Annotated in this window: 24 protein-coding genes; 11 read left to right on the top strand and 13 right to left on the bottom strand. The window is 58.0% G+C overall.

Annotation, left to right across the window (positions count from 1 at the left end; genetic code table 11):
* Positions 1-126 precede the first annotated feature (126 nt).
* Genes V6L81_RS03620 through V6L81_RS03610 form a run of 3 tightly spaced genes read left to right on the top strand, consistent with a single transcriptional unit; the run spans position 127 to position 2,750 of the window.
* A complete protein-coding gene (locus V6L81_RS03620) occupies positions 127-909 on the top strand; it encodes a sulfite exporter TauE/SafE family protein (RefSeq protein WP_095020617.1) in 783 nt (260 codons plus the stop codon).
* A 12-nt stretch (positions 910-921) separates the two neighbouring features.
* Positions 922-1,725, top strand: a complete 804-nt coding sequence (lgt, locus tag V6L81_RS03615) for a prolipoprotein diacylglyceryl transferase (RefSeq protein ID WP_094999647.1) — start codon at positions 922-924, stop codon at positions 1,723-1,725.
* Between the two features lie 53 nt (positions 1,726-1,778).
* A complete protein-coding gene (locus V6L81_RS03610) occupies positions 1,779-2,750 on the top strand; it encodes a thymidylate synthase (RefSeq protein ID WP_095020616.1) in 972 nt (323 codons plus the stop codon).
* A 51-nt stretch (positions 2,751-2,801) separates the two neighbouring features.
* Here the strand turns inward: V6L81_RS03610 and V6L81_RS03605 are convergent, their stop codons facing one another.
* Entirely contained in the window at positions 2,802-3,467 is a 666-nt protein-coding gene (locus V6L81_RS03605; RefSeq protein ID WP_094999645.1) for a fumarylacetoacetate hydrolase family protein, read from the bottom strand.
* 31 nt (positions 3,468-3,498) lie between these two features.
* Positions 3,499-4,893, bottom strand: a complete 1,395-nt coding sequence (locus tag V6L81_RS03600) for an FAD-binding oxidoreductase (protein WP_094999644.1) — start codon at positions 4,891-4,893, stop codon at positions 3,499-3,501.
* Between the two features lie 206 nt (positions 4,894-5,099).
* Here V6L81_RS03600 and serA point away from each other — a divergent pair, with 206 nt between their 5' ends.
* Entirely contained in the window at positions 5,100-6,329 is a 1,230-nt protein-coding gene (gene serA / locus V6L81_RS03595; protein WP_083369705.1) for a phosphoglycerate dehydrogenase, read from the top strand.
* A 58-nt stretch (positions 6,330-6,387) separates the two neighbouring features.
* On the opposite strand, the gene V6L81_RS03590 is transcribed toward serA, so the two are convergent.
* On the bottom strand, positions 6,388-6,825 hold the full coding sequence (locus tag V6L81_RS03590) for a DUF4399 domain-containing protein (RefSeq protein ID WP_338660484.1): 438 nt from the start codon (positions 6,823-6,825) through the stop codon (positions 6,388-6,390).
* A 139-nt stretch (positions 6,826-6,964) separates the two neighbouring features.
* On the opposite strand from V6L81_RS03590, the gene V6L81_RS03585 reads away from it, so the two are divergent.
* Positions 6,965-7,606, top strand: coding sequence for a transporter substrate-binding domain-containing protein (locus V6L81_RS03585; RefSeq protein WP_095026756.1), 642 nt, complete (start codon positions 6,965-6,967; stop codon positions 7,604-7,606).
* 107 nt (positions 7,607-7,713) lie between these two features.
* On the opposite strand, the gene V6L81_RS03580 is transcribed toward V6L81_RS03585, so the two are convergent.
* Genes V6L81_RS03580 through V6L81_RS03570 form a run of 3 tightly spaced genes read right to left on the bottom strand, consistent with a single transcriptional unit; the run spans position 7,714 to position 11,504 of the window.
* Complete coding sequence (locus V6L81_RS03580; RefSeq protein WP_095026757.1) at positions 7,714-8,964, bottom strand: cytochrome c; 1,251 nt, start codon at positions 8,962-8,964, stop codon at positions 7,714-7,716.
* 12 nt (positions 8,965-8,976) lie between these two features.
* The gene (locus V6L81_RS03575) at positions 8,977-10,761 is read right to left on the bottom strand and encodes a GMC family oxidoreductase (RefSeq protein WP_094999640.1); all 1,785 of its coding nucleotides are present in this window, start codon (positions 10,759-10,761) and stop codon (positions 8,977-8,979) included.
* A gap of 2 nt (positions 10,762-10,763) precedes the next feature.
* Positions 10,764-11,504 carry a gluconate 2-dehydrogenase subunit 3 family protein gene (locus V6L81_RS03570; protein ID WP_094999975.1) on the bottom strand — a complete coding sequence of 247 codons (741 nt, stop codon included), beginning with the start codon at positions 11,502-11,504 and terminating at the stop codon, positions 10,764-10,766.
* 300 nt (positions 11,505-11,804) lie between these two features.
* Between V6L81_RS03570 and V6L81_RS03565 the strand changes: the two genes are divergently transcribed.
* Complete coding sequence (locus tag V6L81_RS03565) at positions 11,805-12,437, top strand: dual specificity protein phosphatase family protein (protein ID WP_094999639.1); 633 nt, start codon at positions 11,805-11,807, stop codon at positions 12,435-12,437.
* A gap of 6 nt (positions 12,438-12,443) precedes the next feature.
* Here V6L81_RS03565 and V6L81_RS03560 read toward each other — a convergent pair whose 3' ends face one another.
* Positions 12,444-14,450 carry a M3 family metallopeptidase gene (locus V6L81_RS03560; RefSeq protein WP_338660483.1) on the bottom strand — a complete coding sequence of 669 codons (2,007 nt, stop codon included), beginning with the start codon at positions 14,448-14,450 and terminating at the stop codon, positions 12,444-12,446.
* A 112-nt stretch (positions 14,451-14,562) separates the two neighbouring features.
* Positions 14,563-15,609 carry an aminopeptidase gene (locus tag V6L81_RS03555; protein ID WP_338660482.1) on the bottom strand — a complete coding sequence of 349 codons (1,047 nt, stop codon included), beginning with the start codon at positions 15,607-15,609 and terminating at the stop codon, positions 14,563-14,565.
* Between the two features lie 74 nt (positions 15,610-15,683).
* Here V6L81_RS03555 and V6L81_RS03550 point away from each other — a divergent pair, with 74 nt between their 5' ends.
* Positions 15,684-16,100 carry a hypothetical protein gene (locus V6L81_RS03550; protein ID WP_094999636.1) on the top strand — a complete coding sequence of 139 codons (417 nt, stop codon included), beginning with the start codon at positions 15,684-15,686 and terminating at the stop codon, positions 16,098-16,100.
* On the opposite strand, the gene V6L81_RS03545 is transcribed toward V6L81_RS03550, so the two are convergent.
* Complete coding sequence (locus tag V6L81_RS03545; RefSeq protein WP_094999635.1) at positions 16,092-16,337, bottom strand: DUF1161 domain-containing protein; 246 nt, start codon at positions 16,335-16,337, stop codon at positions 16,092-16,094. The two genes, V6L81_RS03550 and V6L81_RS03545, sit on opposite strands and share 9 nt — an antisense overlap.
* Positions 16,338-16,484: 147 nt before the next feature.
* Complete coding sequence (locus tag V6L81_RS03540) at positions 16,485-16,916, bottom strand: OsmC family protein (RefSeq protein ID WP_094999634.1); 432 nt, start codon at positions 16,914-16,916, stop codon at positions 16,485-16,487.
* Between the two features lie 215 nt (positions 16,917-17,131).
* On the opposite strand from V6L81_RS03540, the gene V6L81_RS03535 reads away from it, so the two are divergent.
* Complete coding sequence (locus V6L81_RS03535; RefSeq protein WP_338660481.1) at positions 17,132-18,136, top strand: LLM class flavin-dependent oxidoreductase; 1,005 nt, start codon at positions 17,132-17,134, stop codon at positions 18,134-18,136.
* A gap of 120 nt (positions 18,137-18,256) precedes the next feature.
* Here V6L81_RS03535 and V6L81_RS03530 read toward each other — a convergent pair whose 3' ends face one another.
* Positions 18,257-18,481: a DUF1161 domain-containing protein gene (locus tag V6L81_RS03530; protein WP_094999632.1), complete on the bottom strand. Its 225-nt coding sequence runs from the start codon at positions 18,479-18,481 to the stop codon at positions 18,257-18,259.
* A 119-nt stretch (positions 18,482-18,600) separates the two neighbouring features.
* A complete protein-coding gene (locus V6L81_RS03525) occupies positions 18,601-18,816 on the bottom strand; it encodes a dodecin (protein ID WP_094999631.1) in 216 nt (71 codons plus the stop codon).
* A 154-nt stretch (positions 18,817-18,970) separates the two neighbouring features.
* On the opposite strand from V6L81_RS03525, the gene V6L81_RS03520 reads away from it, so the two are divergent.
* Positions 18,971-19,297, top strand: a complete 327-nt coding sequence (locus V6L81_RS03520; RefSeq protein WP_016782799.1) for a YqjD family protein — start codon at positions 18,971-18,973, stop codon at positions 19,295-19,297.
* Here V6L81_RS03520 and V6L81_RS03515 read toward each other — a convergent pair.
* Positions 19,294-20,190, bottom strand: coding sequence for a LysR family transcriptional regulator (locus V6L81_RS03515; protein WP_095038472.1), 897 nt, complete (start codon positions 20,188-20,190; stop codon positions 19,294-19,296). The two genes, V6L81_RS03520 and V6L81_RS03515, sit on opposite strands and share 4 nt — an antisense overlap.
* Before the next feature lie 113 nt (positions 20,191-20,303).
* On the opposite strand from V6L81_RS03515, the gene trpB reads away from it, so the two are divergent.
* A complete protein-coding gene (trpB, locus tag V6L81_RS03510; RefSeq protein WP_095020612.1) occupies positions 20,304-21,524 on the top strand; it encodes a tryptophan synthase subunit beta in 1,221 nt (406 codons plus the stop codon).
* Positions 21,524-22,330, top strand: coding sequence for a tryptophan synthase subunit alpha (trpA, locus tag V6L81_RS03505; protein WP_095038471.1), 807 nt, complete (start codon positions 21,524-21,526; stop codon positions 22,328-22,330). Before trpB ends, trpA begins: the two co-directional genes overlap by 1 nt.
* Positions 22,331-22,411: the final 81 nt, after the last annotated feature.

The raw sequence follows: 22,411 nt of genomic DNA, 5'->3' as shown, positions 1-22,411 counted from the left end.
AGTCCTTAATGTTTTTTTAACCACACTACTTATAGATTGCTCGGGCGGCTCGCGCCATACCGTGCAGCGCAGTGGAGCCAAAGCCCTTGCTCCGTTACCATGCGGATCAAATTTGGGGGGGGCGTCATGGAATTTCTGCTCTATCTGGTACTGGGAGGTTTTGCGGGGGTGCTGGCCGGGCTGTTCGGGGTCGGCGGCGGGTTGATCATCGTGCCAGTGCTGGTGTTCAGCTTCACCTTGCAGGGTTTTGACAGCGAGGTGCTGACCCATCTGGCCGTTGGCACGTCACTGGCCACGATCATTTTTACCTCGATCAACTCGATTCGCGAGCACCATCGAAAAGGCGCCGTGCGCTGGCCTCTGGTGCTCTGGATGACGCTGGGCATCCTGATCGGTGCGGGCATCGGTGCGTTGACCGCAGAAGCCATTGCCGGCCCCCACTTGCAGAAAATCATCGGTGTGTTCGCCGTGGTGATCGCCATTCAGATGGCCCTGGGCTTGCAACCCAAGGCCACTGGCACGGTACCTGGCAAGGTCGGGCTGACCCTGGCCGGTACGGTGATTGGCTGGGCTTCGGCGATTTTCGGCATCGGCGGCGGCTCGCTGACCGTGCCATTTCTGAGCTGGCGTAGCGTGCCGATGCAGCAGGCCGTGGCCACGTCGTCAGCCTGCGGGCTGCCGATTGCACTGGCAGGTGCAGCAAGTTTCATGATCATTGGCTGGCACAACCCCGACCTGCCCGCGCATAGTCTCGGTTTTGTCTACCTGCCCGCGCTGCTCGGGATCGCCCTGACCAGCATGTTTTTCGCCCGTTTCGGTGCGCGACTGGCCCACAAGCTCTCGCCACGCCTGCTGAAACGGCTGTTTGCCGCACTGTTGTTCTGTGTCGGCTTGAGTTTCCTGATCTAACAAGGAGTCGCAATGCTGCCTTACCCGCAGATTGATCCGGTGGCACTGGCCATCGGCCCGCTGAAAATTCATTGGTACGGCTTGATGTACCTGATCGGCATTGGCGCTGCCTGGCTGATCCTGTCACGCCGCCTCAACCGCTTCGACCCGACCTGGACCAAGGAGAAACTCTCCGACCTGGTGTTCTGGGTGGCCATGGGCGTGATTGTCGGCGGGCGCCTGGGCTATGTGCTGTTTTACGACCTGAGCGCCTATATCGCCAACCCGCTGCTGATTTTTGAAGTGTGGAAAGGCGGCATGGCGTTCCACGGCGGCCTGATCGGCGTGATGCTGGCGGTGTGGGGTTTTGGCAAGCGCAACGGCAAGTCATTCTTCCAGATCATGGACTTTATCGCCCCTGTAGTGCCCATTGGCCTGGGTGCAGGGCGCATCGGCAACTTTATCAACGCCGAACTGTGGGGCAAGGCCAGCGATGTGCCGTGGGCGATGATCTTCCCTACCGACCCACAACAACTGGCGCGTCATCCGTCGCAGCTTTACCAGTTCGCCCTCGAAGGTGTGGCACTCTTCCTGATTCTTTGGCTGTACTCGCGCAAACCCCGTCCAACCATGGCGGTTTCCGGGATGTTCGCCCTGTTCTACGGCATCTTCCGCTTTATCGTCGAATTCGTCCGTGTGCCGGATGCCCAATTGGGTTATCTCGCGTTCGGCTGGGTGACGATGGGGCAAATTCTCTGTATCCCGATGATCGCGGGCGGCCTGTTCCTGATCTGGTGGGCTTACCACCGCGATCCAGCGGCTCAAAAAGCTGCGTAATACATTCGGATGGCGGGGCTTATAAAGCCCCGCATTCAAACGGTAGGAAAACCATGAAGCAATATCTCGACCTCGTTGCCAACGTCATTAAAAACGGCACCCTGCAAGCCAACCGTACCGGCGTAAAAACCATCAGCCTGCCCGGCGCCATGCTGCGCTATGACCTCAAGGAAGGCTTCCCGGCCATCACCACCCGGCGCATGGCGTTCAAATCGGCCATTGGCGAGATGTGCGGTTTCTTGCGCCCGGTCAATAGCGCTGCAGACTTCCGCGCATTGGGCTGCAAGGTGTGGGACCAGAACGCCAACGAAAACGCCCAGTGGCTGGCCAACCCGTTCCGTCAGGGCGAAGACGACCTTGGCGAGATCTACGGTGTGCAATGGCGCAAATGGCCGGCCTACAAGCAAGTTGATCGCAGCAATGTGGCCGCTATCGAGTTGTGCCTGAGCCAGGGTTATCGCCAGATTGCCGAAGGCGAAGAAGACGGCCAGGCCTATGTGGTGCTGTACAAGGCCATCGACCAGGTGCGCCAGTGCGTCGACACCATCATCAATGACCCGGGCAGCCGCCGTATCCTGTTCCACGGCTGGAACTGCGCCCAGCTCGACGAAATGGCCCTGCCACCGTGCCACCTGCTGTACCAGTTCCACCCGAATGTCGAGACCAGGGAGATTTCCCTGACCCTCTACATCCGTTCCAACGACCTGGGCCTGGGGACACCGTTCAACCTGACCGAAGGCGCTGCGCTGCTGAGCCTGATCGGCCGCCTGACCGGCTATACACCACGCTGGTTCACCTACTTTATCGGCGATGCCCACGTGTACGAAAACCACCTGGACATGCTTAACGAGCAGCTCACCCGCGAGCCGTTCCCGATGCCCAAACTGGTAATCTCGGACCGCGTACCGGAATTCGCCAAGACCGGCGTGTACCAGCCGGAGTGGCTGGGCATGATCGAGCCGGGCGACTTCAGCCTCGAAGGCTACCAGCACCACGCACCAATGACCGCGCCGATGGCGGTGTAATGCCAAAGCCTGTGGCCGTTGCCACAGGCTGTTTCAATTGCCAGGCCCGGACTAACGAACGCGGCTCTCGAAGCGGCTAACGCCCGTCAGCTCCAGCACCAGCTCATCGCCCACATTCAGTGGGCCGACGCCCACCGGTGTGCCAGTCATGATCACATCACCGGCTTGTAGCGAGAAGCACGCAGCCATGTGCTGGATCATCGGTACGATCGGGTTGAGCATCAGGGCGCTATTACCGTCCTGACGCACTTCGCCATTGATGGTCAAACGAATGCCGATATCGGCCAGGTCAGCAAAAGTGCTGCTCTGTACGAAAGGAGCCAGCACACAGGCGCCATCGAACGACTTGGCAATTTCCCACGGCAGGCCTTTGCCTTTGAGCTCGGCCTGTTTGTCGCGCAGGGTCAGGTCCAGGCCAGGGGCAAAACCGGAGATCGCATCCAGCACTTCTTCGGCGCTCGGGTTGTTCGACAGGGGCTTGCCGATCAGTACCGAAATTTCGGCTTCGTAATGCACCGAACCGCGCTCGGTGGGGATCGCAAAGCCGCCTTCCAGTGGCACGACACAACTGCCCGGTTTGATGAAGAGCAGGGGCTCGGTCGGGATCGGGTTGTCCAGCTCTTTGGCGTGCTCGGCATAGTTGCGGCCGATGCACACCACTTTACCGATCGGAAAGTGGATCCGGGTACCGTCGACATACTGGTGCTGATAGCTCATGGACAGACTCCGCTATTGAATACCGTTAACTTTAAACCGCAAAAATCTTGCCGGGGTTCATGATGCCTTTAGGGTCGAACACGGCCTTGAGCGCTTTCATGTACTCGATCTCAACCGGCGAACGGCTGTAGGTCAGGTAGTCACGCTTGGTCATGCCCACGCCATGCTCGGCAGAGATCGAGCCGTTGTATTTCTCAACGGTTTCAAACACCCACTTGTTCACCGTCGCGCACTTGGCGAAGAACTCATCCTTGCTCAGGTTTTCGGGCTTGAGGATGTTTAGATGCAGGTTGCCGTCGCCAATGTGGCCGAACCAGACAATTTCGAAATCCGGGTAGTGTTCGCCGACGATCGCGTCAATTTCTTTCAAAAATGCCGGGACTTTCGACACGGTGACCGAAATGTCGTTTTTGTATGGCGTCCAGTGGGAAATGGTCTCCGAGATGTACTCGCGCAGTTTCCACAGGTTCTGCAGTTGGGTTTCGCTCTGGCTCATCACGCCATCAAGTACCCAGCCTTCTTCCATGCAGTGCTCGAAGGTTTCCAGGGCCGCATTGGCAACCTCTTCAGTGGTCGCCTCGAATTCCAGCAGCGCATAGAACGGACAGTCGGTTTCAAACGGGGAAGGCACGTCGCCACGACCCATGACCTTGGCCAGCGCCTTGTCGGAGAAGAACTCGAAAGCCGTCAGATCGAGCTTGTTCTGGAAGGCGTGCAGTACCGGCATGATCGAATCGAAATCTGCCGTGCCCAACACCATCGCCGTCAGATTTTTCGGCGCACGGTCCAGGCGCATGGTGGCTTCCACCACAAAGCCCAGGGTGCCTTCGGCACCGATAAACAGCTGGCGCATGTCATAGCCGGTGGCGTTCTTGATCAGGTCCTTGTTGAGCTCCAGCACATCGCCCTTGCCGGTGACCACTTTCATGCCGGCCACCCAGTTACGGGTCATGCCGTAGCGAATCACCTTGATGCCGCCGGCATTGGTGCCGATATTGCCGCCAATCTGGCTGGAGCCAGCCGAAGCGAAGTCCACCGGGTAGTACAGACCGTTTTCTTCGGCCAGGTTCTGCAGATGCTCGGTGACCACCCCTGGCTGGCAGACCACGGTGCGGTCGGTCAGGTTGATGTCCAGCACCTGATTCATGTAGTCGAACGACACTACTACTTCGCCATTGGCGGCCACGGCAGCAGCGGACAGGCCGGTACGGCCACCCGACGGTACCAGTGCCACGTCATGGGCGTTGGCCCACAGCACGATAGCCTGCACCTGCTCGGTGGTTTTCGGGAACACAATGGCCAACGGGGCGGGAGCGAAATGCTTGGTCCAGTCCTTGCCGTAAGCATTAAGGGAGTCAGCGTCGGTCAAAACCTTGCCAGGCTCTACCAGGGTCTTCAGCTCATCAATCAAGGCAGGATGGGTCATCAACAGAACTCTCGAACAATTCATGGTCATCCTGAGAACGCTTCACGTCGCAGGAATGGGTGTTTAGCGGGGCGCTTATGCTAGCATACGACCCCCCCGCAGAATCGAGCCACAGGACGATTCTCGGGGCCGGTTTTCACGCCGGCCAGGTCAGCTCGCGCTGTCCATTCCCTGCCATTTTTTCTCTGGGACACAGGTTTACGCAGATGAGCAAGACTTCTCTCGATAAGAGCAAGATCAAGTTCCTTCTTTTGGAAGGCGTCCACCAATCCGCTGTTGAAGTGCTCAAATCCGCCGGGTACACCAGCATTGAGTACATCACCAGTTCCTTGCCTGAAGCCCAGCTGAAGGAAAAGATCGCTGATGCCCACTTTATCGGCATCCGTTCTCGTACCCAGCTGACCGAAGAAGTGTTCGATTGCGCCAAGAAACTGGTCGCTGTTGGTTGTTTCTGCATCGGCACCAACCAGGTCGACCTCAACGCTGCTCGCGAACGCGGTATCGCTGTTTTCAACGCCCCTTACTCCAACACCCGTTCGGTGGCCGAGTTGGTGCTGGCTGAAGCGATCCTGTTGTTGCGTGGCATCCCTGAGAAAAACGCTTCCTGCCACCGTGGCGGCTGGATCAAAAGCGCAGCCAACTCCTTCGAAATCCGCGGCAAAAAGCTGGGTATCGTGGGTTACGGCTCGATCGGTACCCAGCTGTCGGTTCTGGCTGAAGGCCTGGGCATGCAGGTGTTCTTCTACGACACCGTGACCAAGCTGCCATTGGGCAACGCCACCCAGGTCGGCAATCTGCACGAACTGTTGGGCATGTCCGACATCGTCACCTTGCACGTACCGGAAACCGCAGCCACCCAGTGGATGATCGGCGAGAAAGAAATCCGTGCCATTAAAAAGGGCGGCATTCTGATCAACGCCGCTCGCGGCACAGTGGTTGAGCTGGACGCCCTGGCTGACGCAATCAAGGACAAGCACCTGATCGGCGCCGCCATCGACGTGTTCCCGGTTGAACCGCGCTCCAACGACGACGTGTTCGAAAGCCCGCTGCGTGGCCTGGACAACGTGATCCTGACCCCGCACATCGGCGGTTCTACCGCTGAAGCGCAAGCCAACATTGGTCTGGAAGTGGCAGAAAAATTGGTCAAGTACAGCGACAACGGTACCTCGGTATCGTCCGTGAACTTCCCGGAAGTGGCCCTGCCGGCCCACCCTGGCAAGCACCGCCTGCTGCACATCCACCAGAACATCCCGGGCGTGATGAGCGAGATCAACAAGATCTTCGCCGAAAACGGGATCAACATCTCCGGCCAATTCCTGCAAACCAACGAGAAAGTTGGCTATGTAGTGATCGACGTCGACGCCGAGTCTTCGGACCTGGCGCAAGAGAAGCTGCAGACCATCAACGGCACTATTCGCTGCCGCGTGTTGTTCTAAACGCCTCTCACTAAAAAGGGAGACCCTCGGGTCTCCCTTTTTTATGCGTCGAAAAAGCTTATTTCACATTAACCGTGATTTTTTCCGACACGATGCTTGGCTTGAACGGCACATGAACCTGGTTACCCAGCACCAGTTGCAGGGTGTGCTTGCCAGGTGGCAGGGTGACCTGGGTTTCGGTCTGGGCCTTGCCGAAATGGATATGGTTGGCATCGGCCGGGATCGGTGCGTTCTCGGCCGGCAACTGGTCGACATCGATCAGCAGGTGGTGATGGCCCGCATGCGGCGTGGCCTCGGTGATAGGCGCCAGAGGCATGCCTTCAATACCGAATTTAACGGTGAAAGTATGATCAACTGTGGCACCGTCTTTAGGTTCGACGATAAACACTTTGGCGCCTTTTGGTGCAGGCTCCGATTCCAGGCCAGCCGCTGTGGCCATGACCGAAGCGCCCATCAATACAGAAGCCAGCGCAACACGAGACAGTAGAGCTTTCATTTTTTTCTCCGGTTTTTTGCAAAATTCTTCGGTGCCTGACAACTTAGAGCCAAACCGTTGTCCAACCCCGCAAGTGACCAACATAAAGCAAAGCGAACGTTAAATGCGATTCGCTTGCATCCCAACCAAAGGAGTGACCATGCGTTTATTGCCGGGCCTGATGCTTTTACTGCCACTGGCGAGCCCTTTTGCTCAGGCCGAACTGATCGACGACATCAACGACCGTGGTGAACTGCGCATAGCCCTGGAAGCCGACATGGCACCGTTCAGCTTCAAGCAGGACGGGCGTCTGACCGGCTTTGACGTTGAACTGGCCGAGTTGCTGGCTCAGGAACTGGAAGTACATTCCTCCATTCTGGTCACCGGTAACGCTGACTTGCTGTCAGGGGTTGAGAGCGGCAAATACGATGTCGCGATCAATCATGTGGCTTTGACCCAGGAACTCCAGGATCGGTTCGATTTCAGCGAACCTTACAGCCATCTGCCAGCGCAGACGATTGCCCGGCAAGAGCAGCCGCGCTCACTCAACAGCCTTGCAATGTTTCAAGGCCAGACTTTAGGCGTAGCTCAGGGCAATGGGTTTGTCGAACGTGGGCCATTGGTCACGGTGGCGCAGAAAACGCCGGTCACAGATGAGGAGGTTGCCCTGGTGATCCCCTTCCAGAAAGGCAACCCGGCGTTCCAGGCCAGCCTGGACAAGGCCTTGCAGCGGATCAAGGCAGACGGGAGGCTGGAGGCGTTGTCGCAGAAGTGGTTCGGGATGTCTGCAAGACAGCCCTGAAGACCCAATGTGGGAGCAGGCTTGCCCGCGATGGGAGCGACTCGGTAAGTCAGGCATACCGAGTTGTCTGCATCGCGAGCAAGCCCGCTCCCACCGAATACTCAGGGTTAACGAATCGCCTTCACATCCCCGGCCTTCACCTCAGCCGCCTGGTTGCCCCAACTGGTGCGGATGAAATTGACCACATCGGCCACTTCCTGATCCGACAAACGCCAGTCGAATGCGGGCATGGTGAACGTTGATGGCGCTGTATGCGTTGCAGGCAACGTCCCCCCCTTAAGCACGATATGTATCAACGACGTCGGGTCGGCCGACTGCAATACCGGGTTGCCCGCCAGGGCAGGGAACACACGGGTATAGCCGTGACCGTCGGTACGATGGCAAGCCGCACAGTTGTCGATGTACACCGCAGCGCCACGCTTGCTGTCATCACCGTTCCACAGGGCGTCCGCCACTGCCGGGTTGTACTGATGCGGTTTGTCAGCCGGATTCACCGCTGGCAACGACTTCAGGTAACGGGCAATGGCCGTCAGATCAGCGTCGGACATGTACTGCATGCTGTGTACGATCACATCGCTCATGCCGCCAAATACCGCACTGCGATCACTGCGACCGGTCTTGAGGAACTGCACCAGCTGGTCTTCGCTCCAGCTGCCCAGACCGTCCTTGTGATCACCGCGCAGGTTCTTCGCGATCCAGCCTTCCAGCGGTGCACTGCCTGACAGAAATGCCGGGCTATCACTGGCACTCAAGGCTTTTTCCTGCATGGTCAGGGCCCGTGGCGTATGGCATGCACCGCAGTGGCCCAAGCCTTCCACCAGATACGCCCCACGACTAACTACCGCGTCCTGCCCGGCTTGCGGCTTGAAATCTTCAACCGCAGGGGCAAACAGCCAGCGCCAGATCGCCAGCGGCCAGCGCATGCTCAACGGCCACGGGATATCGGCTTCCTGGTTCGCTTGCTCGACAGGTTTAACGCCCTTCATGAAGTAGGCATACAACGCCCGCATATCGGCCTCGTTGACCCGTGCATAGGACGGATACGGCATGGCCGGATACAAGGTGCTGCCGTTCTGAGCAACACCGTGACGCACGGCTTTGTCGAAATCTTCAAAGCTGTAAGTGCCAATGCCGTTTTTGTCTGGCGTGATGTTAGTCGAATAAATGGTGCCGATCGGCGTCTCCATCGCCAGGCCACCGGCGAACGGCTTGCCGCCCTTGGCCGTATGGCACGCCACGCAGTCACCGGCACGGGCGAGATATTCACCTTGTTTGATCAACGCCTGCGGGTCGCTTTCAGCGGCCACCGCCGAAAAGCTGGCGAGCAGGCTCAGGGTTGCGATAACAAGTGCTTTCATGGTCATCGCTCCTTATGCCTGAACCAGTGGGCCGGGGTTCTTCAGATACTGCTCACGGATTGCCCGCGCCGACCAATAGGTCAATGCAGCCACCAGCCCCGTAGGGTTGTAGCCCAAACCTTGTGGGAAAGCCGATGCACCCGGCACAAACACGTTGTGCACGTCCCAGCTTTGCAGGTAACGGTTCAGTGCACTGGTTTTCGGGTTGGTCCCCATGATCGCTCCACCATTAAGGTGGGTGGTCTGGTACGACGACGTATTGAAGTGGTCACCCACTTGTTTGCCGATACGCGCAATGGCCTTGGGGTTCATCGCTTCGGCGATCTTGCCCATTTTTTCCATCATGAAACGGTTCATCTTGATGTCGTTTTCTTGCCAGTCGAACGTCATGCGTAGCAACGGCTGGCCGTAGGCATCGCGATACACCGGGTCCAGATCGAGGTAGTTGCCACGGTAGGACTGATGCGCACCGTGGGCGTCCATCGACACTTGGTGAGTGTAGTAATCGGCGGTTGCACGCTTCCACGCGCTGCCCCAAGCCGGCGTACCCGGCGGGTTGGACGTGCCTGCAATCGGCCGGCTACCGGCCTGGTTGACCCACATCGGCGAGCCGCCGACAAAACCGTGCGGCCCGTGGTCGAAGTTGTCGGCGTTGAAATCATCAATTGCCACGCCATTGCCGCCTGCACCGATAAAGTTATTGGTGTGCACGTCTTTGTCGAAGTAGGCCTTGATGGTGCCCATGTTCTGGTAAGCAAAGTTTTTACCGACAACACCTTCGCCGGTTTTCGGGTCATACGGCTTGCCAATGCCCGACAACAACATCAGACGCACATTGTGGAACTGGAACGCGCCCAGGATCACCAGATCGGCCTGCTGCTCGATTTCTCGGCCCAGGGCATCGATATAGGTCACGCCGGTAGCCTTGGTTTTGCTGCTGTCCAGGTTGACCCGGATCACATGGGCATTCGGGCGCAGCTCGAAGTTCGGCAACGGCTTCAGGGCAGGAAGAATGTTTACGTTGGGCGATGCCTTGGAATACATGTAGCAGACATAACCGCTGCAAAAACCGCAGAAGTTGCACGGACCCATCTGCGCGCCATAGGGGTTGGTGTATGGCCCGGAGGTGTTTGCCGACGGCAGGTTATAAGGCTTGTAGCCAACCTCATTGGCCGCTTTCTGAAACAGCTGTGCGGAGTAGGTGTTCTTCTGCGACACCAACGGAAAGTGGTCCGAACGGTCCGGCGCATAAGGGTTGCCGCCCTTGCCTTCACCGACCCGTTGGCCATTGACGGTCCAGGCCTGACCCGACGTACCAAAAACCTTTTCGGCATAGTCGAAGAACGGCTCCAGCTCTTCGTAGCTGACGCCGAAGTCCTGGATGGTCATGTCCTTGGGGATAAAGTTCTTGCCGTAACGCTCTTCGTAATGGCTGCGCATGCGCAGTTCGATCGGGTCGACCCGAAAGTGCACACCCGACCAGTGCAAGCCTGCACCGCCCACACCGTTACCCGGCAGGAAAGCGCCCAACTGGCGGTTGGGCAGGGCCACGTCATTGACGCTATGGCGAATGGTGACGGTTTCTTTGGAGACGTCCTGGAACAGCTTTTTGCGCACGCTGTAGGTAAGTTCGTCGATGACCTGTGGATAGTTGCCGTCTGGATAGGTGTCCTGCATCGGACCGCGCTCCAGGGCCACAACATTCAGGCCGGCTTCGGTCAGCTCTTTGGCCATGATCGCGCCGGTCCAACCGAAACCAACGATTACTGCATCAACTTTTTTCATAACGGTCGACATGCTCAAGCCCTCTCGCCGCGAATGGAAACTGCCGGGAAGGGGTATTGCTCGTTGCGTTCTACCCAGTCCATGAAATCAGCGCGCGCGCCGGGGAAGCCGATCATGGTCCAGCCGATCATGCCTTTGTTGCCACCGTGAATAGGGTCGCAAAAGAAGCCTTCCTTGGTGTTTTGCAGCAAAAAGCTGAAAAACATCTTGGCCGGGACGCTATCGAATTTAGGCGTGCCGGCTTCCAGCTGTTTGAGCACTTCGTCTCGGGTAGCGCTGTCTAGCCCAGCAAATGTTGAGTTATAGGCTTTTTTGCAGAGCTCCTCCGTGGCAGCAATGCCCAGGCGATAGATCTGTTTTGGCACCAGTTTGCTCTGCCAGCCCATTTCCGGCGCAGCGTCGGCATTGAACGGCCCCTGCATAAACCACAGCGCGCCGCTGGCGTAAGGCGTGTTCATCTGACGGTCGATATATTCCGGAACGCCAGCTTCGAGCGCCCCCGGGCCTTGCTCGTCAGCCGGGATCAGACGCGCGACGGCGGCGTTAACGAACGCCCACTCTTCAGCCGTGAAGTACGTTGGTTCATAGGCCGGGCCTGATGCGGCAACGGGCGGCGCAGCGACCGGTGCGGCTTGAGCGTCTGGCGTAGCCATCAGAACGGAACCACCCAGGCCCGTGCTCGCAACAGTGACCACTGGAATCAGGGTCAGGGTTTTGCGCAAAAACTCACGCCGGGGGTTGTCTTGCTCAGACATGCGGGGCACCTCATCAGGCATTCACGGATTACAGCCGCTCATGGGCAGCTTTTCGTTTTGGCAGCGATACGGGTCGAAATCGACCTGAGAAAAAAGACGCAGGCAAAGTTTGGTTACAAATACTAACAGGCCAGGCGACCAGATGAATCGTTTCATGCGTAAATTTGCCGCACCAATAGCATCAGGCCATCACTGGCTGCGCCCTCACGCTTTTTTGACAAATGCCTGACACAGTTTTGATAAGTCATCCCTCAATCTAGCGTTTCAACTTCCAAATTCTTTGTTAATGGTCGAACTGATATGCCCAAAGCCCGGTTTTTTCCTGCTCTGTGCCTGACCTTGCTGGCAGCGTTTTCTGTGCCTCAGGCCCTGGCCGACGAAACAGCCCAGGCCCGGCCTGTACAGTGGGCACAGCCCATTGCCACGCAATACAACCTCTATCAAATGTCCCCGACCCTGTACCGCAGCGCACTGCCTGACAGTGCCGCGCAGCCGCTGCTGGAAAAATTACAGATAACCACCGTCATCAACTTCTTGCCTGATGCCGACAGCTCCTGGCTCAAGACTCCAGGCGTCGCTCAAGTCCAACTGCCTTATCGCACCAACCATGTAGATGACACCGATGTGCTGGCCGCGCTGCGTGCCATCCAGACGGCACAAGCACAGGGCCCTGTATTGATGCACTGCAAGCACGGTTCGGACCGTACCGGGCTGATGGCGGCGATGTACCGCGTGGTCGTGCAGGACTGGAGCAAGGAAGACGCCCTGAAAGAAATGACCCAGGGCGGCTTTGGCGAAAACTCGCACCACAAAGATGGCGAGAGCTACATGATGAAGGCGGATATCCCACAGTTGCGCGCAGCCCTGAGCAGCGGCGCATGCAGTACCAGCCCTTTTGCTTCATGCGTGGTGAAGAACTGGCTCAAGTCCTGAAGATACCTACACGCTCGCGGGCGGCTGGCCCATAAACACCTCGAAAGACTCATGCAGCGGGCGTTCGATGCCCGGTGCATGGAAGGCTTCGCGATAGGCCAAGCCCGTTTGCGGGTTAAACACACCTTGCTGTTCAAACCTTGCAAAAACCTGCTCAGCCATCGCTTCGGCCCATTCATTGACGAAATAAGCGCCATCATGGCCCGAGACGATCGCATCGAAAGTGTTGGCAGATCGGTCGTTCTGCGCCAACGGTAAGGGCTGGAGTTCATTGTGTGCACTGCGCCAGATCTCTTCCACGCTGCGGCCATCGCCCCAGGTGCGGTGCAGTTCAAAATCAAACAGCGCAAGCCCAAGCTCGCGGGCCATTTCAAGCCAACGCTCGGCACTGCGCGCTTCAAGTACTTGGTCTATCTGCTCATAGGTCAGCTCACTGTCATGCTGGGCATGCCTGGCCAACCAGCGCAGACCGTCCCGTGACCAGCACCACTTTTCAGCGCATTTGCCTGAAAACCCGGACGCCTCAGCATTCAGTACATCCACGCGGGAAAATGTACCGTAGGGACTGCGGGTCAGCAGTTGCTTCATGCAACAACCCAACTCATGGAAAAGCAGGGTTAACTGCTGCGGCGTAAGCAGTGATGGGGAGCCAGGGGATTCGGGTGAGAAGTTGCCATAGAGAATGGCCACCGGGGTGGTCAGGTCCCCTTGCTGATTGATTCTGCGGTTACGTGCCGACTGCATCCAGCACATATTCGGCTTGGATTCACGAAGGTAAGGATCGAGATAAAGATGCCCCACCCGAACACCTGACTCGACCACCTCAAACAAACGAACGTCCGGGTGCCAGGTATCAAACGATACCTGTTCGACCAGATCGACCGCGAAGAGGCGCTTGACGAGTAACACGATGCCTTCAAAAACACGTGTGAACGCAAAATATGATTTCAATTGATCGCCCGCCAGCGGGCTTAGTTGCAGAGCGCGTTTTTGCGCCAGAAACAACAGATCCCATGGTTTGAGTCCGTCGTATTGCATGGCCGACGCCAGGGCATTCAGCTCTGCGGTTTGAGTTGAAAAAAATGCCGACTTGCGTTCAATTCGAGTGCGCAGAAAACTCAGCACCTCATCAACCGAGGTTGCCGTCTTGCCCTGCAGGCTCAGCTCGGCATGGCTGTCATACCCCAGCAGGCGCGCCTTCTGCTGACGCAGCCTGAGCAGATCATGGAGCACCGGGCCATTGCCATATTGCCCGCCTGCGGGGCCCTGCTCGGAAGCCCGCGTGTTGTAGGCCGTGAACAACTCCTCGCGCAGCGCCCTGTTTTCGCATGAGCGCATGATCGCGGTGTAGGTAGCGCGCTCCTGAAGAGTTATCAGCCAGCCTTGCAGGTCGGCGTCCGTGGCAATGTCTGCCAACTGCCCCTTGAGTTCACTCGCAAGCCCCGCAAGCAAGGACTCATCGGTAACCAGCTTGCTCCAGGACTTTCTGGATTGTCGTGCGTTTTCGTAAAAAACCCATTCCTGTCGGGATATCTCGTGGTTGAGCTCGATGAGTTCGCCTCTGCCAGAGGCTGACAGCTCACTCCCAGCCAACCGGTAGTCGCGCAGTATCTTGCCCAATAGAGCCTGCTGCGAGCGATCAAATTGCATGGCTTCAGGGCTTTCTGCCAAAGCCTTGCAGGCCAGATAAAGCTCGCGATTTTGCAAGACTTGCGCCTTGTAATTGTAGGCAGCCAGAAAACATTGGCCGATGTCTGTTTCCCATGACACTTCTCTTGGTACCTGCCCCAGTGTCGTGATGACGGCAATGGCTTCATCCAGCCGCGCCGTCAGGGCTTCCATCGGCAACACCAGGCCCGACCATGTGGGTTGGGACTGGGCACTGACGATTCGGCTGATTGACTGCAGGTTGTCGGCAACAATGTGTTCGATTGCCGGCTTGAGATGTTCTAGACGTACCTTGCTGTAAAGGGGCAGAAGGGGCGCGCTCAACAGCGGGTTGGTTGGCTCCATGGCAGCATTCCTTGAAAGTTCTGCTTCATTTCGGGCTGAGTATCGGTGGGTTCTCAGCCTATTGAGACAGGGATTTCAGGGGGGCTATCTATGTAGTGCAGCCTCAAAAAGCTCAGCGTTCAGCCCATTTATACAAGGCAGCCTTACGCTGTTCGGGGGGCAATTTACCCAGCTGTTCAACTTCGGCATAAAAACTCGGCCAGTCGCCGCCCACGTGCTTGAACAGGGCTGAGAAGGCAGGCACCCATTGATCGTAAAGACCGAAGGGCAACAATTTGGCGTTATTGAGAGGGCCATTGACCCACGCGTCATAGCGCGGATTTCCCGCCCATTGCTCATCCCGTAACTGACGATAATCACGGCGCATTCGTTCGAATGCAGCGGTTTTACGCTGCTGCATTTCGGCTGCCGGCAACGGCTGTGCATAAAGGGTCTTCAAGCGCTGGCGAGTGTCGAGCACCAGGGTGATAAATTGTTCACGTTGCTGCACATGGCTGCCGTCGGAGGGTGGCAAGCCTTGTTCGACGCGCCATTGGCGGGTGCCTTCCTGTTCCACGAAACTGGCAAAAGACTCATTGAATTCAGTGTCGTCCTTCACATAAAACTGCTGATGGGCCAGCTCGTGAAAGATCAGTGTGGCCAAGCGCTCATCACCCCAATTGAGCATGCCATTGAGGATCGGGTCATCAAACCATCCCAGGGTGGAATAGGCTTCAACGCCGCTGACAAACACGTCCATGCCCTGCTGGTGTTGCAGGGCCGCCTCGCCTCGCGCCGCTCCCTGACTGTAATAACCCCGGTAGGCCACGCACCCGGCTATGGGAAAGCAATGGGTGACGGGGTCGAGGGAGTACGCCGGGGTGGCAAAGACATTCCACACCACGTACTGCCGTTTCAGGTCGGCATACAGACGATAGCTCTGGTTGTCCGGCAGGTGTAAATGCTCGCTGGCGAAGGAGCGCGCAGCCTGGGCTTTTGCCAATTGCTCACGCAACACTGTCGGGCGCCGGGGATCAACAATCACCTTGCTCACGGGTTCACGGGCCTGCAATAAATTCCATTGGCCGGTGACCAATTGCGAGTAGTAGCCCGCACTGGAGCAACCGCTGAGCAGAAGCGGCAAGGCAAGGACCAACAAGCCGCGAACACGCGAGGTCATAAAGCGATCCAGTAGGCGAGTGATGTGACCATAATGCACGCTATGCTTGCGTAACACTTTTTTTGGACATCATCATGCGCACGCTTTTGTGGTTGCTGGCTGCTTGTCTGCTCAGCGCCTGTACCAGCACGCCAATCCCCCCGGCTGATCCCGCCATGGCCTGGGTCGACCTTGAAACCCAAACCGGCAAGCTGGTAATGGCCGAGCGTCTGGATAACAAGCGACAGGCCGATGGCCGCTATTTTCAAGTAACGCCAGGTAGCCACGAGTTGATGGTGCGCTTCGATTTCGAGGTGTTTGTCGGCGGCATGGGTATGTTCAGTGACCCACAGGAGCGCCTGTGTTACGTCACCGTCGATTACGACAACTTCCAGCCCGGCCAGCGTTACCGGCTACAGGCCCGCTCACTGGGCTTCAACGCCTACGCCCGGCTGTACGACGCAACGGGCAAGGTGGTCGCCGAGGAGCGGCTGGTCAACTGCTTACCTTGAAGGCTGACGGTCGTTGTTCTGGTAGATGATTTTCTTGGTGCCGCTTTCACACGAACCAACCACCATGTTCTCGTCATGAACTTCTTCATTGCTCACGATTTCGAGGGTGTAGGACGACACATTGTTCGCCTGGATCTTGGCTTCGATTTCGGCTTTCAGTTCTTCGCACGGCTTGGGCGCCGCCAGAGCCGAGGTGGCCAAGGCGCAGCAAACTACAGCTAGAGCAAAACGTTTCATGGTGAGACTCCCTTGAGGCAGAACGCAAAGTCATGATCTGACGCGAGTAACGACCATTCGATCACATATCGCACAGCGCAGGACTGATCTGTCGCAGCCGGGTATCGATTGTGCCCCGCTAGCGGTTAGCGGGGCACACAGGTGGTGTCAGCTCACCAGCGTCGCGTCGAGGGTGATTTTGGCGTTCAGTACCTTGGACACCGGGCAGCCCTCTTTGGCTTTGGTGGTCAGTTCGTCGAATTGCGCCTGGGTGGCGCCGGGCACCTTGGCCTTGAGCACCAGATGCACGGCCGTAATTGCAAAACCGCCGTCCACTTGATCCAGGGTTACTTCAGCAGTGGTATCGATACTGTCGGCCTTGAGGCCGGCATCACCGAGAATCATCGACAAGGCCATCGAGAAACAGCCTGCATGGGCTGCGCCGATCAGCTCTTCGGGGTTGGTGCCCTTACCGCCTTCGAACCTCGCCTTGAAGCCATAAGGCGCTTCGCGCAGCACTCCGGTTTCTGTGGAGATGGAGCCAATGCCGGTTTTAAGGTCGCCTGCCCAATGAGCCGATGCTTTCTTTTTAATACTCATGCGTGCCTCCTGAAGAACGGCGCGAAGGTTTCACGCCTTGAATGAACTAGTGAGGGTAGTTCGCCCCACAAAGTTCACCCTGTCGGACCAATCTTCATTTTTAGTAGCTCAATTCCCAGTCGACCATTGAAACTCGGGTATATGCCCATATTGCTGTAAGTACTGGCAGGTTATGCGAGCACCCTGACCTGCATCCCACCTGGAGTAGCCGGCTGATGAAACGACTGTCTGACATCAAATTCTCGACCCTCGACCTGGTCCCTGTCCGCGAAAACGGCAGTGCAGCCCAGTCGTTGCGTAATTCGCTGGATCTGGCACAGCATGTGGAAAAATTCGGCTACAACCGTTTCTGGGTAGCGGAACACCACAACATGGATGGGATTGCCAGTTCGGCGACCTCGGTGTTGATCGGTTATCTCGCCGGCGGTACGTCAACCATCCGTGTCGGCTCGGGCGGCGTGATGCTGCCCAACCATGCGCCGCTGGTTATCGCCGAGCAGTTCGGCACCCTCGAAAGCCTGTACCCGGGACGCATTGACCTGGGCCTTGGCCGCGCGCCCGGCTCGGATCAGATGACCGCCCGCGCCCTGCGTCGTGAGCGTTCGGGCAGTGCCGATGATTTCCCGCAGGATGTGGCCGAGCTGATGCGCTATCTGGGCCCACGTACTCCCGACCAACGGATCATTGCCATGCCGGGCACTGGCACCAATGTGCCGGTCTGGCTGCTGGGCTCCAGTCTGTTCAGTGCACAATTGGCCGGTGAACTGGGTTTGCCTTACGCCTTTGCATCACATTTCGCACCACGGTTGATGCATGAAGCGATTCGCGTTTATCGCAACCACTTCAAGCCTTCTGCCGTGCTGGACAAGCCCTACGTGATGTTGGGCGTGCCGCTGGTGGCTGCTGATACCGACGAGCAGGCCGAGTACCTGGCCACCTCGGTGTACCAGCGAATCCTGGCGCTGATGCGCGGGCAGAGTCTGGTGCAGCGCGCGCCGGTGGCGACGATGGACGGTTTGTGGCTGCCCCACGAAAAAGAGACGGTGATGAGTTTCCTGGGCCTGGCGATGGTCGGCAGCCCGCAGAAGATCAAGGCCAAGCTGGACGTGCTGGTCGAGCAGACCCAGGCCGATGAGTTGATTTTTACCTGTGATCTGTACGAACACGCAGACCGCATTCACTCGTATGAATTGCTGTCGCAGGTGATGAAAGGGGCCTGACGCAAAGGGAAGTGTGGGAGCGGGCTTGCTCGCGATGGTATCGACGCGATTGATCTGAAACACCGCAGCGTGCACATCGCGAGCAAGCCCGCTCCCACAAGATCTACTACTGAGCTGGACTTACCCGCGCTTATAGACAATTTCTTTGGTGCCGGCTTCGCAAGAGCCCACTACCTTGCCGTCAGCGGCAGCACCTTTTTCCACAACCGTCAGCGAATAATGTCTGGCGCCGTTAGCTTCAATCTTCGCCGCGATTTCGCTTTTCAGTTCTTCGCACGGCTTGCCCGCCGCGAACGCCGTTCCTGCCAGACTCAGCAAACCTACAGCCAATAAAAGCTTTTTCATCGGTCACATTCCCCGGTCAAAACAAAAAGGGTGCAATGCGAACATGCCGCATTGCACCCAGACTGTGTAGCGGACTTTATGGCAAACGGCCAGTCCACGGGGCAAAACCTTGCCTCAAATCAACTGCTGGCAATCCTGAAGCCGATTTTGAGCGTTACCTGATAGTGCGCCACCTTGCCGTCCTTGATATGGCCGCGGGTGTCGATCACCTCGAACCATTCAAGGTGCTTGATGCTTTTGTTGGCTTCGGCCAGTGCATTACCGATGGCGTCTTCTATGCTGGTCGGGGACGAGCCTACCAATTCGACTTTCTTGTAGGTGTGATGGTCAGACATAACGTTCTCCTTTGTCGTAAATCAAAGCCTAGCAGCGAATGTGCTAAATACTTTGTAGGCAATCTAAAAGGAAAAGTTCAGGTTAACTGCACTTTCTCACGCCCCTGTAGTCCGACTTAACAAGCACCTCACTCATCAATGCAGGAGAGCCCTAATGGCTAGCAACTCTTTACGTAAAGCCTCATTGCAAAGCATGGAAGCAGAGATCGAGAGCCTGCTCAAGTCTCTTGAAAGCCTCAAGCACGACGCTTCGGACGAGTCCAAAAAGACCCTTGGCATTCTCAAGAACAACGCCGAGAACGCGCTGAAGCATTCACGTCATCTGCTCAGCGATGCGCTGGAAGAAGTGAAGGACAAAACCCGCGAAACCGCGATCGCTACCCGTGAATACGCCCAAGAGCATCCGTATGCCACCGCTGGCGTTGCCATCGGCGCACTGGGTCTGCTGGCAGCCTTCCTGTTGTGCAAGCGCGGCAATTAATCTGCGCTGCGCGCAAGCTCTGCCTTGAGCCATTGCGCAAGTTGCCTGGCGCGTCCGTCTGCGGCGCGCTTGGGCAACCATAACGTCAGTTGCCCCGGGGTTTCATTGAAGCCCCAGGGCGCAGCCAGCCGTCCTGCTTGCAGGTCCTGGGCCACCAGCGGCTCGGGAGCAATCGCCACACCCAGCCCCGCAACGGCGGCTTCCAGCAAGTAATACAAGTGCTCAAACCCCTGCCCGTATTTTAAATCCTTCGTCTCAATTGCGTTTTTTTGCGCCCAGCTCGGCCATGCCTGCGGCCGCGAAGTGGTGTGCAGCAACGGTTCGTCGAGCAAGGCGCTGGCCGGGGCATGGCGCAGTTGTTCGTACCGCGCATAACGGGGACTGACCACCGGGCCAATGCGCTCGCTGGCTAATTCGTAAACCTGCATGTCTGCTGGCCAGGGTGGCTCGGCAAACACCAGCAATGCATCCAGCCCGGGGCGACGCGGGTCCAGATCGCCTTCACCGGCCGACAGGTGCAGGCGCAAGTCAGGCAAGTCGGCATTCAATCGGCCCAGGCGCGGAATAAACCAGCGCGCCAGCAAACTGCCTGAACAGCCGAGCACGAACGGAGCGTCAACCTGGCTTTGCGTGAGTTCAGCGCATACATTTCTCAAGCGCTCAAAGGCTTCGCTACTGGCATCCCGCAAGCGGATACCGGCTTCGGTCAGCTTTAGCCCGCGCCCTTCCTTGACGAACAGGCTCACCCCCAGGTGCTCTTCCAGCACTTTCAATTGCCGACTGACGGCACCGTGGGTGACGTGTAGCTGCTCAGCCGCCTGGCTGACGCTGCTCAGGCGGGCGGTGGCTTCAAAGGCACGCAGGGCATTAAGAGGGGGGAGATCGCGGCTCATGGTATCTGTGAGTTTTCCTGACAGGTTACGGCGATCTTATCGGTTTTCATCCCGGGCTGTCACGGGTACAGTCAGGCCCATAGACCTTCGCCATTTTTTATCTGGAGCGTCACATGACTCAATCCACTTTGCGTACCGGCCCTGATGCCAATGGCCTGTTTGGCTCATTTGGCGGCCGTTATGTGGCTGAAACCCTGATGCCGCTGATCCTTGACCTGGATCGCGAGTACGAGCTGGCGAAAAAAGACCCTGAGTTCATCAAGGAGCTGGCCTACTTCCAACGCGACTACGTGGGCCGCCCAAGCCCGCTGTACTTCGCCGAGCGGCTGACCGAGTTCTGTGGCGGCGCCAAGATCTACCTCAAGCGCGAAGAGCTGAACCACACCGGCGCCCACAAGATCAACAACTGCATCGGCCAGATCCTGCTGGCACGGCGCATGGGCAAAAAACGCATCATCGCCGAGACCGGCGCCGGCATGCACGGCGTGGCCACTGCCACCGTGGCTGCGCGCTTTGGCCTGCAGTGCGTGATCTACATGGGCACCACCGACATCGAGCGCCAGCAGGCCAACGTGTTCCGCATGAAGCTGCTGGGCGCCGAAGTGATCCCGGTGGTGGCCGGCACTGGCACCCTCAAAGATGCAATGAACGAAGCCTTGCGTGACTGGGTGACCAACGTTGACAGCACCTTTTACCTGATCGGCACCGTGGCTGGCCCGCATCCTTACCCGGCGATGGTGCGCGACTTCCAGGCCGTGATCGGCAAGGAAACCCGCGACCAGATGCAAGCACAGGAAGGCCGCCTGCCGGACAGCCTGGTGGCATGCATCGGCGGTGGCTCCAACGCCATGGGCCTGTTCCACCCGTTCCTGGATGACACCAGCGTTGAAATCATCGGCGTAGAAGCCGCCGGCTACGGTATCGAAACCGGCAAGCACGCGGCCAGCCTCAATGGCGGTGAGCCGGGCGTGTTGCACGGCAACCGCACCTTCCTGTTGCAGGACGACGATGGCCAGATCATCGACGCCCATTCGATTTCCGCAGGCCTGGACTACCCGGGCATCGGCCCTGAACACGCCTGGTTGCACGATATCGGTCGTGTCCAGTACACCTCGGTGACCGACGCTGAGGCGCTGGATGCCTTCCACAAATGCTGCCGCCTTGAAGGCATCATCCCGGCCCTGGAAAGCGCCCACGCGCTGGCCGAAGTGTTCAAGCGCGCACCGACGCTGCCGGCCGATCACCTGATGGTGGTCAACCTTTCGGGTCGCGGCGACAAAGACATGCAAACCGTGATGCACCACATGGAACAGTCTCAACAGGAGCAACACTGATGAGCCGCCTGCAAACGCGCTTTACCGCTCTCAAGGAACAAAACCGCGCGGCGCTGGTGACCTTTGTCACCGCCGGTGACCCGGATTACGACACCTCGCTGGCCATCCTCAAAGGCTTGCCGGCAGCAGGCGCCGATGTGATCGAACTGGGCATGCCCTTCACCGATCCGATGGCCGACGGCCCGGCGATTCAACTGGCCAACATCCGTGCGTTGGGTGCCAAGCAGAACCTGGCAAAAACCCTGCAGATGGTTCGTGAATTTCGTACCGGTAACAACGACACTCCGCTGGTGCTGATGGGCTATTTCAACCCGATCCACCACTATGGCGTGGCGCGTTTTATCGCCGAAGCCAAAGAGTCGGGCGTAGACGGCCTGATCGTGGTCGACATGCCACCCGAGCACAACAGCGAGCTGTGCGACCCGGCGCAGGCTGCAGGCCTGGACTTTATCCGCCTGACCACGCCAACCACAGACGACGTGCGCCTGCCGACCGTATTGGCTGGCAGTTCGGGCTTTGTGTATTACGTTTCGGTGGCGGGCGTGACCGGTGCCGGTTCGGCCACCACGGAACAGGTGGGCGCGGCTATCGCGCGTCTGCGTCGGCATACTGATTTGCCGATCAGCGTGGGCTTTGGTATCCGTACCCCTGAACAGGCTGCGGCAATTGCCCGCCTGGCCGATGGCGTGGTGGTGGGCTCGGCCCTGATCGACAAGATCGAGAATGCAGCGACGCCTGAACAGGCGGTGGATGGTGTGCTGAGTTTGTGTGCAGCGCTGGCTGAAGGTGTACGTAGCGCCCGCTAGATCAAGAGCCCCTCTCCCGGAGGGAGAGGGGACTGATTGGGGGATGTCACCACACATCGGCTCCCTCTCCCCCCGGGAGAG

Source organism: Pseudomonas bubulae, assembly GCF_037023725.1.
GTDB lineage: Bacteria > Pseudomonadota > Gammaproteobacteria > Pseudomonadales > Pseudomonadaceae > Aquipseudomonas > Aquipseudomonas bubulae.
Note: the sequence above shows the minus strand (reverse complement) of the source record. Positions and strands in the feature narration are given on the sequence as shown.

Coding starts and splice junctions, on each gene's coding strand:
- V6L81_RS03620 (WP_095020617.1), top strand. CDS start 127: ATGGAATTTCTGCTCTATCTGGTACTGGGAGGTTTTGCGGGGGTGCTG.
- lgt (WP_094999647.1), top strand. CDS start 922: ATGCTGCCTTACCCGCAGATTGATCCGGTGGCACTGGCCATCGGCCCG.
- V6L81_RS03610 (WP_095020616.1), top strand. CDS start 1,779: ATGAAGCAATATCTCGACCTCGTTGCCAACGTCATTAAAAACGGCACC.
- V6L81_RS03605 (WP_094999645.1), bottom strand. CDS start 3,467: ATGAGCTATCAGCACCAGTATGTCGACGGTACCCGGATCCACTTTCCG.
- V6L81_RS03600 (WP_094999644.1), bottom strand. CDS start 4,893: ATGACCCATCCTGCCTTGATTGATGAGCTGAAGACCCTGGTAGAGCCT.
- serA (WP_083369705.1), top strand. CDS start 5,100: ATGAGCAAGACTTCTCTCGATAAGAGCAAGATCAAGTTCCTTCTTTTG.
- V6L81_RS03590 (WP_338660484.1), bottom strand. CDS start 6,825: ATGAAAGCTCTACTGTCTCGTGTTGCGCTGGCTTCTGTATTGATGGGC.
- V6L81_RS03585 (WP_095026756.1), top strand. CDS start 6,965: ATGCGTTTATTGCCGGGCCTGATGCTTTTACTGCCACTGGCGAGCCCT.
- V6L81_RS03580 (WP_095026757.1), bottom strand. CDS start 8,964: ATGAAAGCACTTGTTATCGCAACCCTGAGCCTGCTCGCCAGCTTTTCG.
- V6L81_RS03575 (WP_094999640.1), bottom strand. CDS start 10,761: ATGTCGACCGTTATGAAAAAAGTTGATGCAGTAATCGTTGGTTTCGGT.
- V6L81_RS03570 (WP_094999975.1), bottom strand. CDS start 11,504: ATGTCTGAGCAAGACAACCCCCGGCGTGAGTTTTTGCGCAAAACCCTG.
- V6L81_RS03565 (WP_094999639.1), top strand. CDS start 11,805: ATGCCCAAAGCCCGGTTTTTTCCTGCTCTGTGCCTGACCTTGCTGGCA.
- V6L81_RS03560 (WP_338660483.1), bottom strand. CDS start 14,450: ATGGAGCCAACCAACCCGCTGTTGAGCGCGCCCCTTCTGCCCCTTTAC.
- V6L81_RS03555 (WP_338660482.1), bottom strand. CDS start 15,609: ATGACCTCGCGTGTTCGCGGCTTGTTGGTCCTTGCCTTGCCGCTTCTG.
- V6L81_RS03550 (WP_094999636.1), top strand. CDS start 15,684: ATGCGCACGCTTTTGTGGTTGCTGGCTGCTTGTCTGCTCAGCGCCTGT.
- V6L81_RS03545 (WP_094999635.1), bottom strand. CDS start 16,337: ATGAAACGTTTTGCTCTAGCTGTAGTTTGCTGCGCCTTGGCCACCTCG.
- V6L81_RS03540 (WP_094999634.1), bottom strand. CDS start 16,916: ATGAGTATTAAAAAGAAAGCATCGGCTCATTGGGCAGGCGACCTTAAA.
- V6L81_RS03535 (WP_338660481.1), top strand. CDS start 17,132: ATGAAACGACTGTCTGACATCAAATTCTCGACCCTCGACCTGGTCCCT.
- V6L81_RS03530 (WP_094999632.1), bottom strand. CDS start 18,481: ATGAAAAAGCTTTTATTGGCTGTAGGTTTGCTGAGTCTGGCAGGAACG.
- V6L81_RS03525 (WP_094999631.1), bottom strand. CDS start 18,816: ATGTCTGACCATCACACCTACAAGAAAGTCGAATTGGTAGGCTCGTCC.
- V6L81_RS03520 (WP_016782799.1), top strand. CDS start 18,971: ATGGCTAGCAACTCTTTACGTAAAGCCTCATTGCAAAGCATGGAAGCA.
- V6L81_RS03515 (WP_095038472.1), bottom strand. CDS start 20,190: ATGAGCCGCGATCTCCCCCCTCTTAATGCCCTGCGTGCCTTTGAAGCC.
- trpB (WP_095020612.1), top strand. CDS start 20,304: ATGACTCAATCCACTTTGCGTACCGGCCCTGATGCCAATGGCCTGTTT.
- trpA (WP_095038471.1), top strand. CDS start 21,524: ATGAGCCGCCTGCAAACGCGCTTTACCGCTCTCAAGGAACAAAACCGC.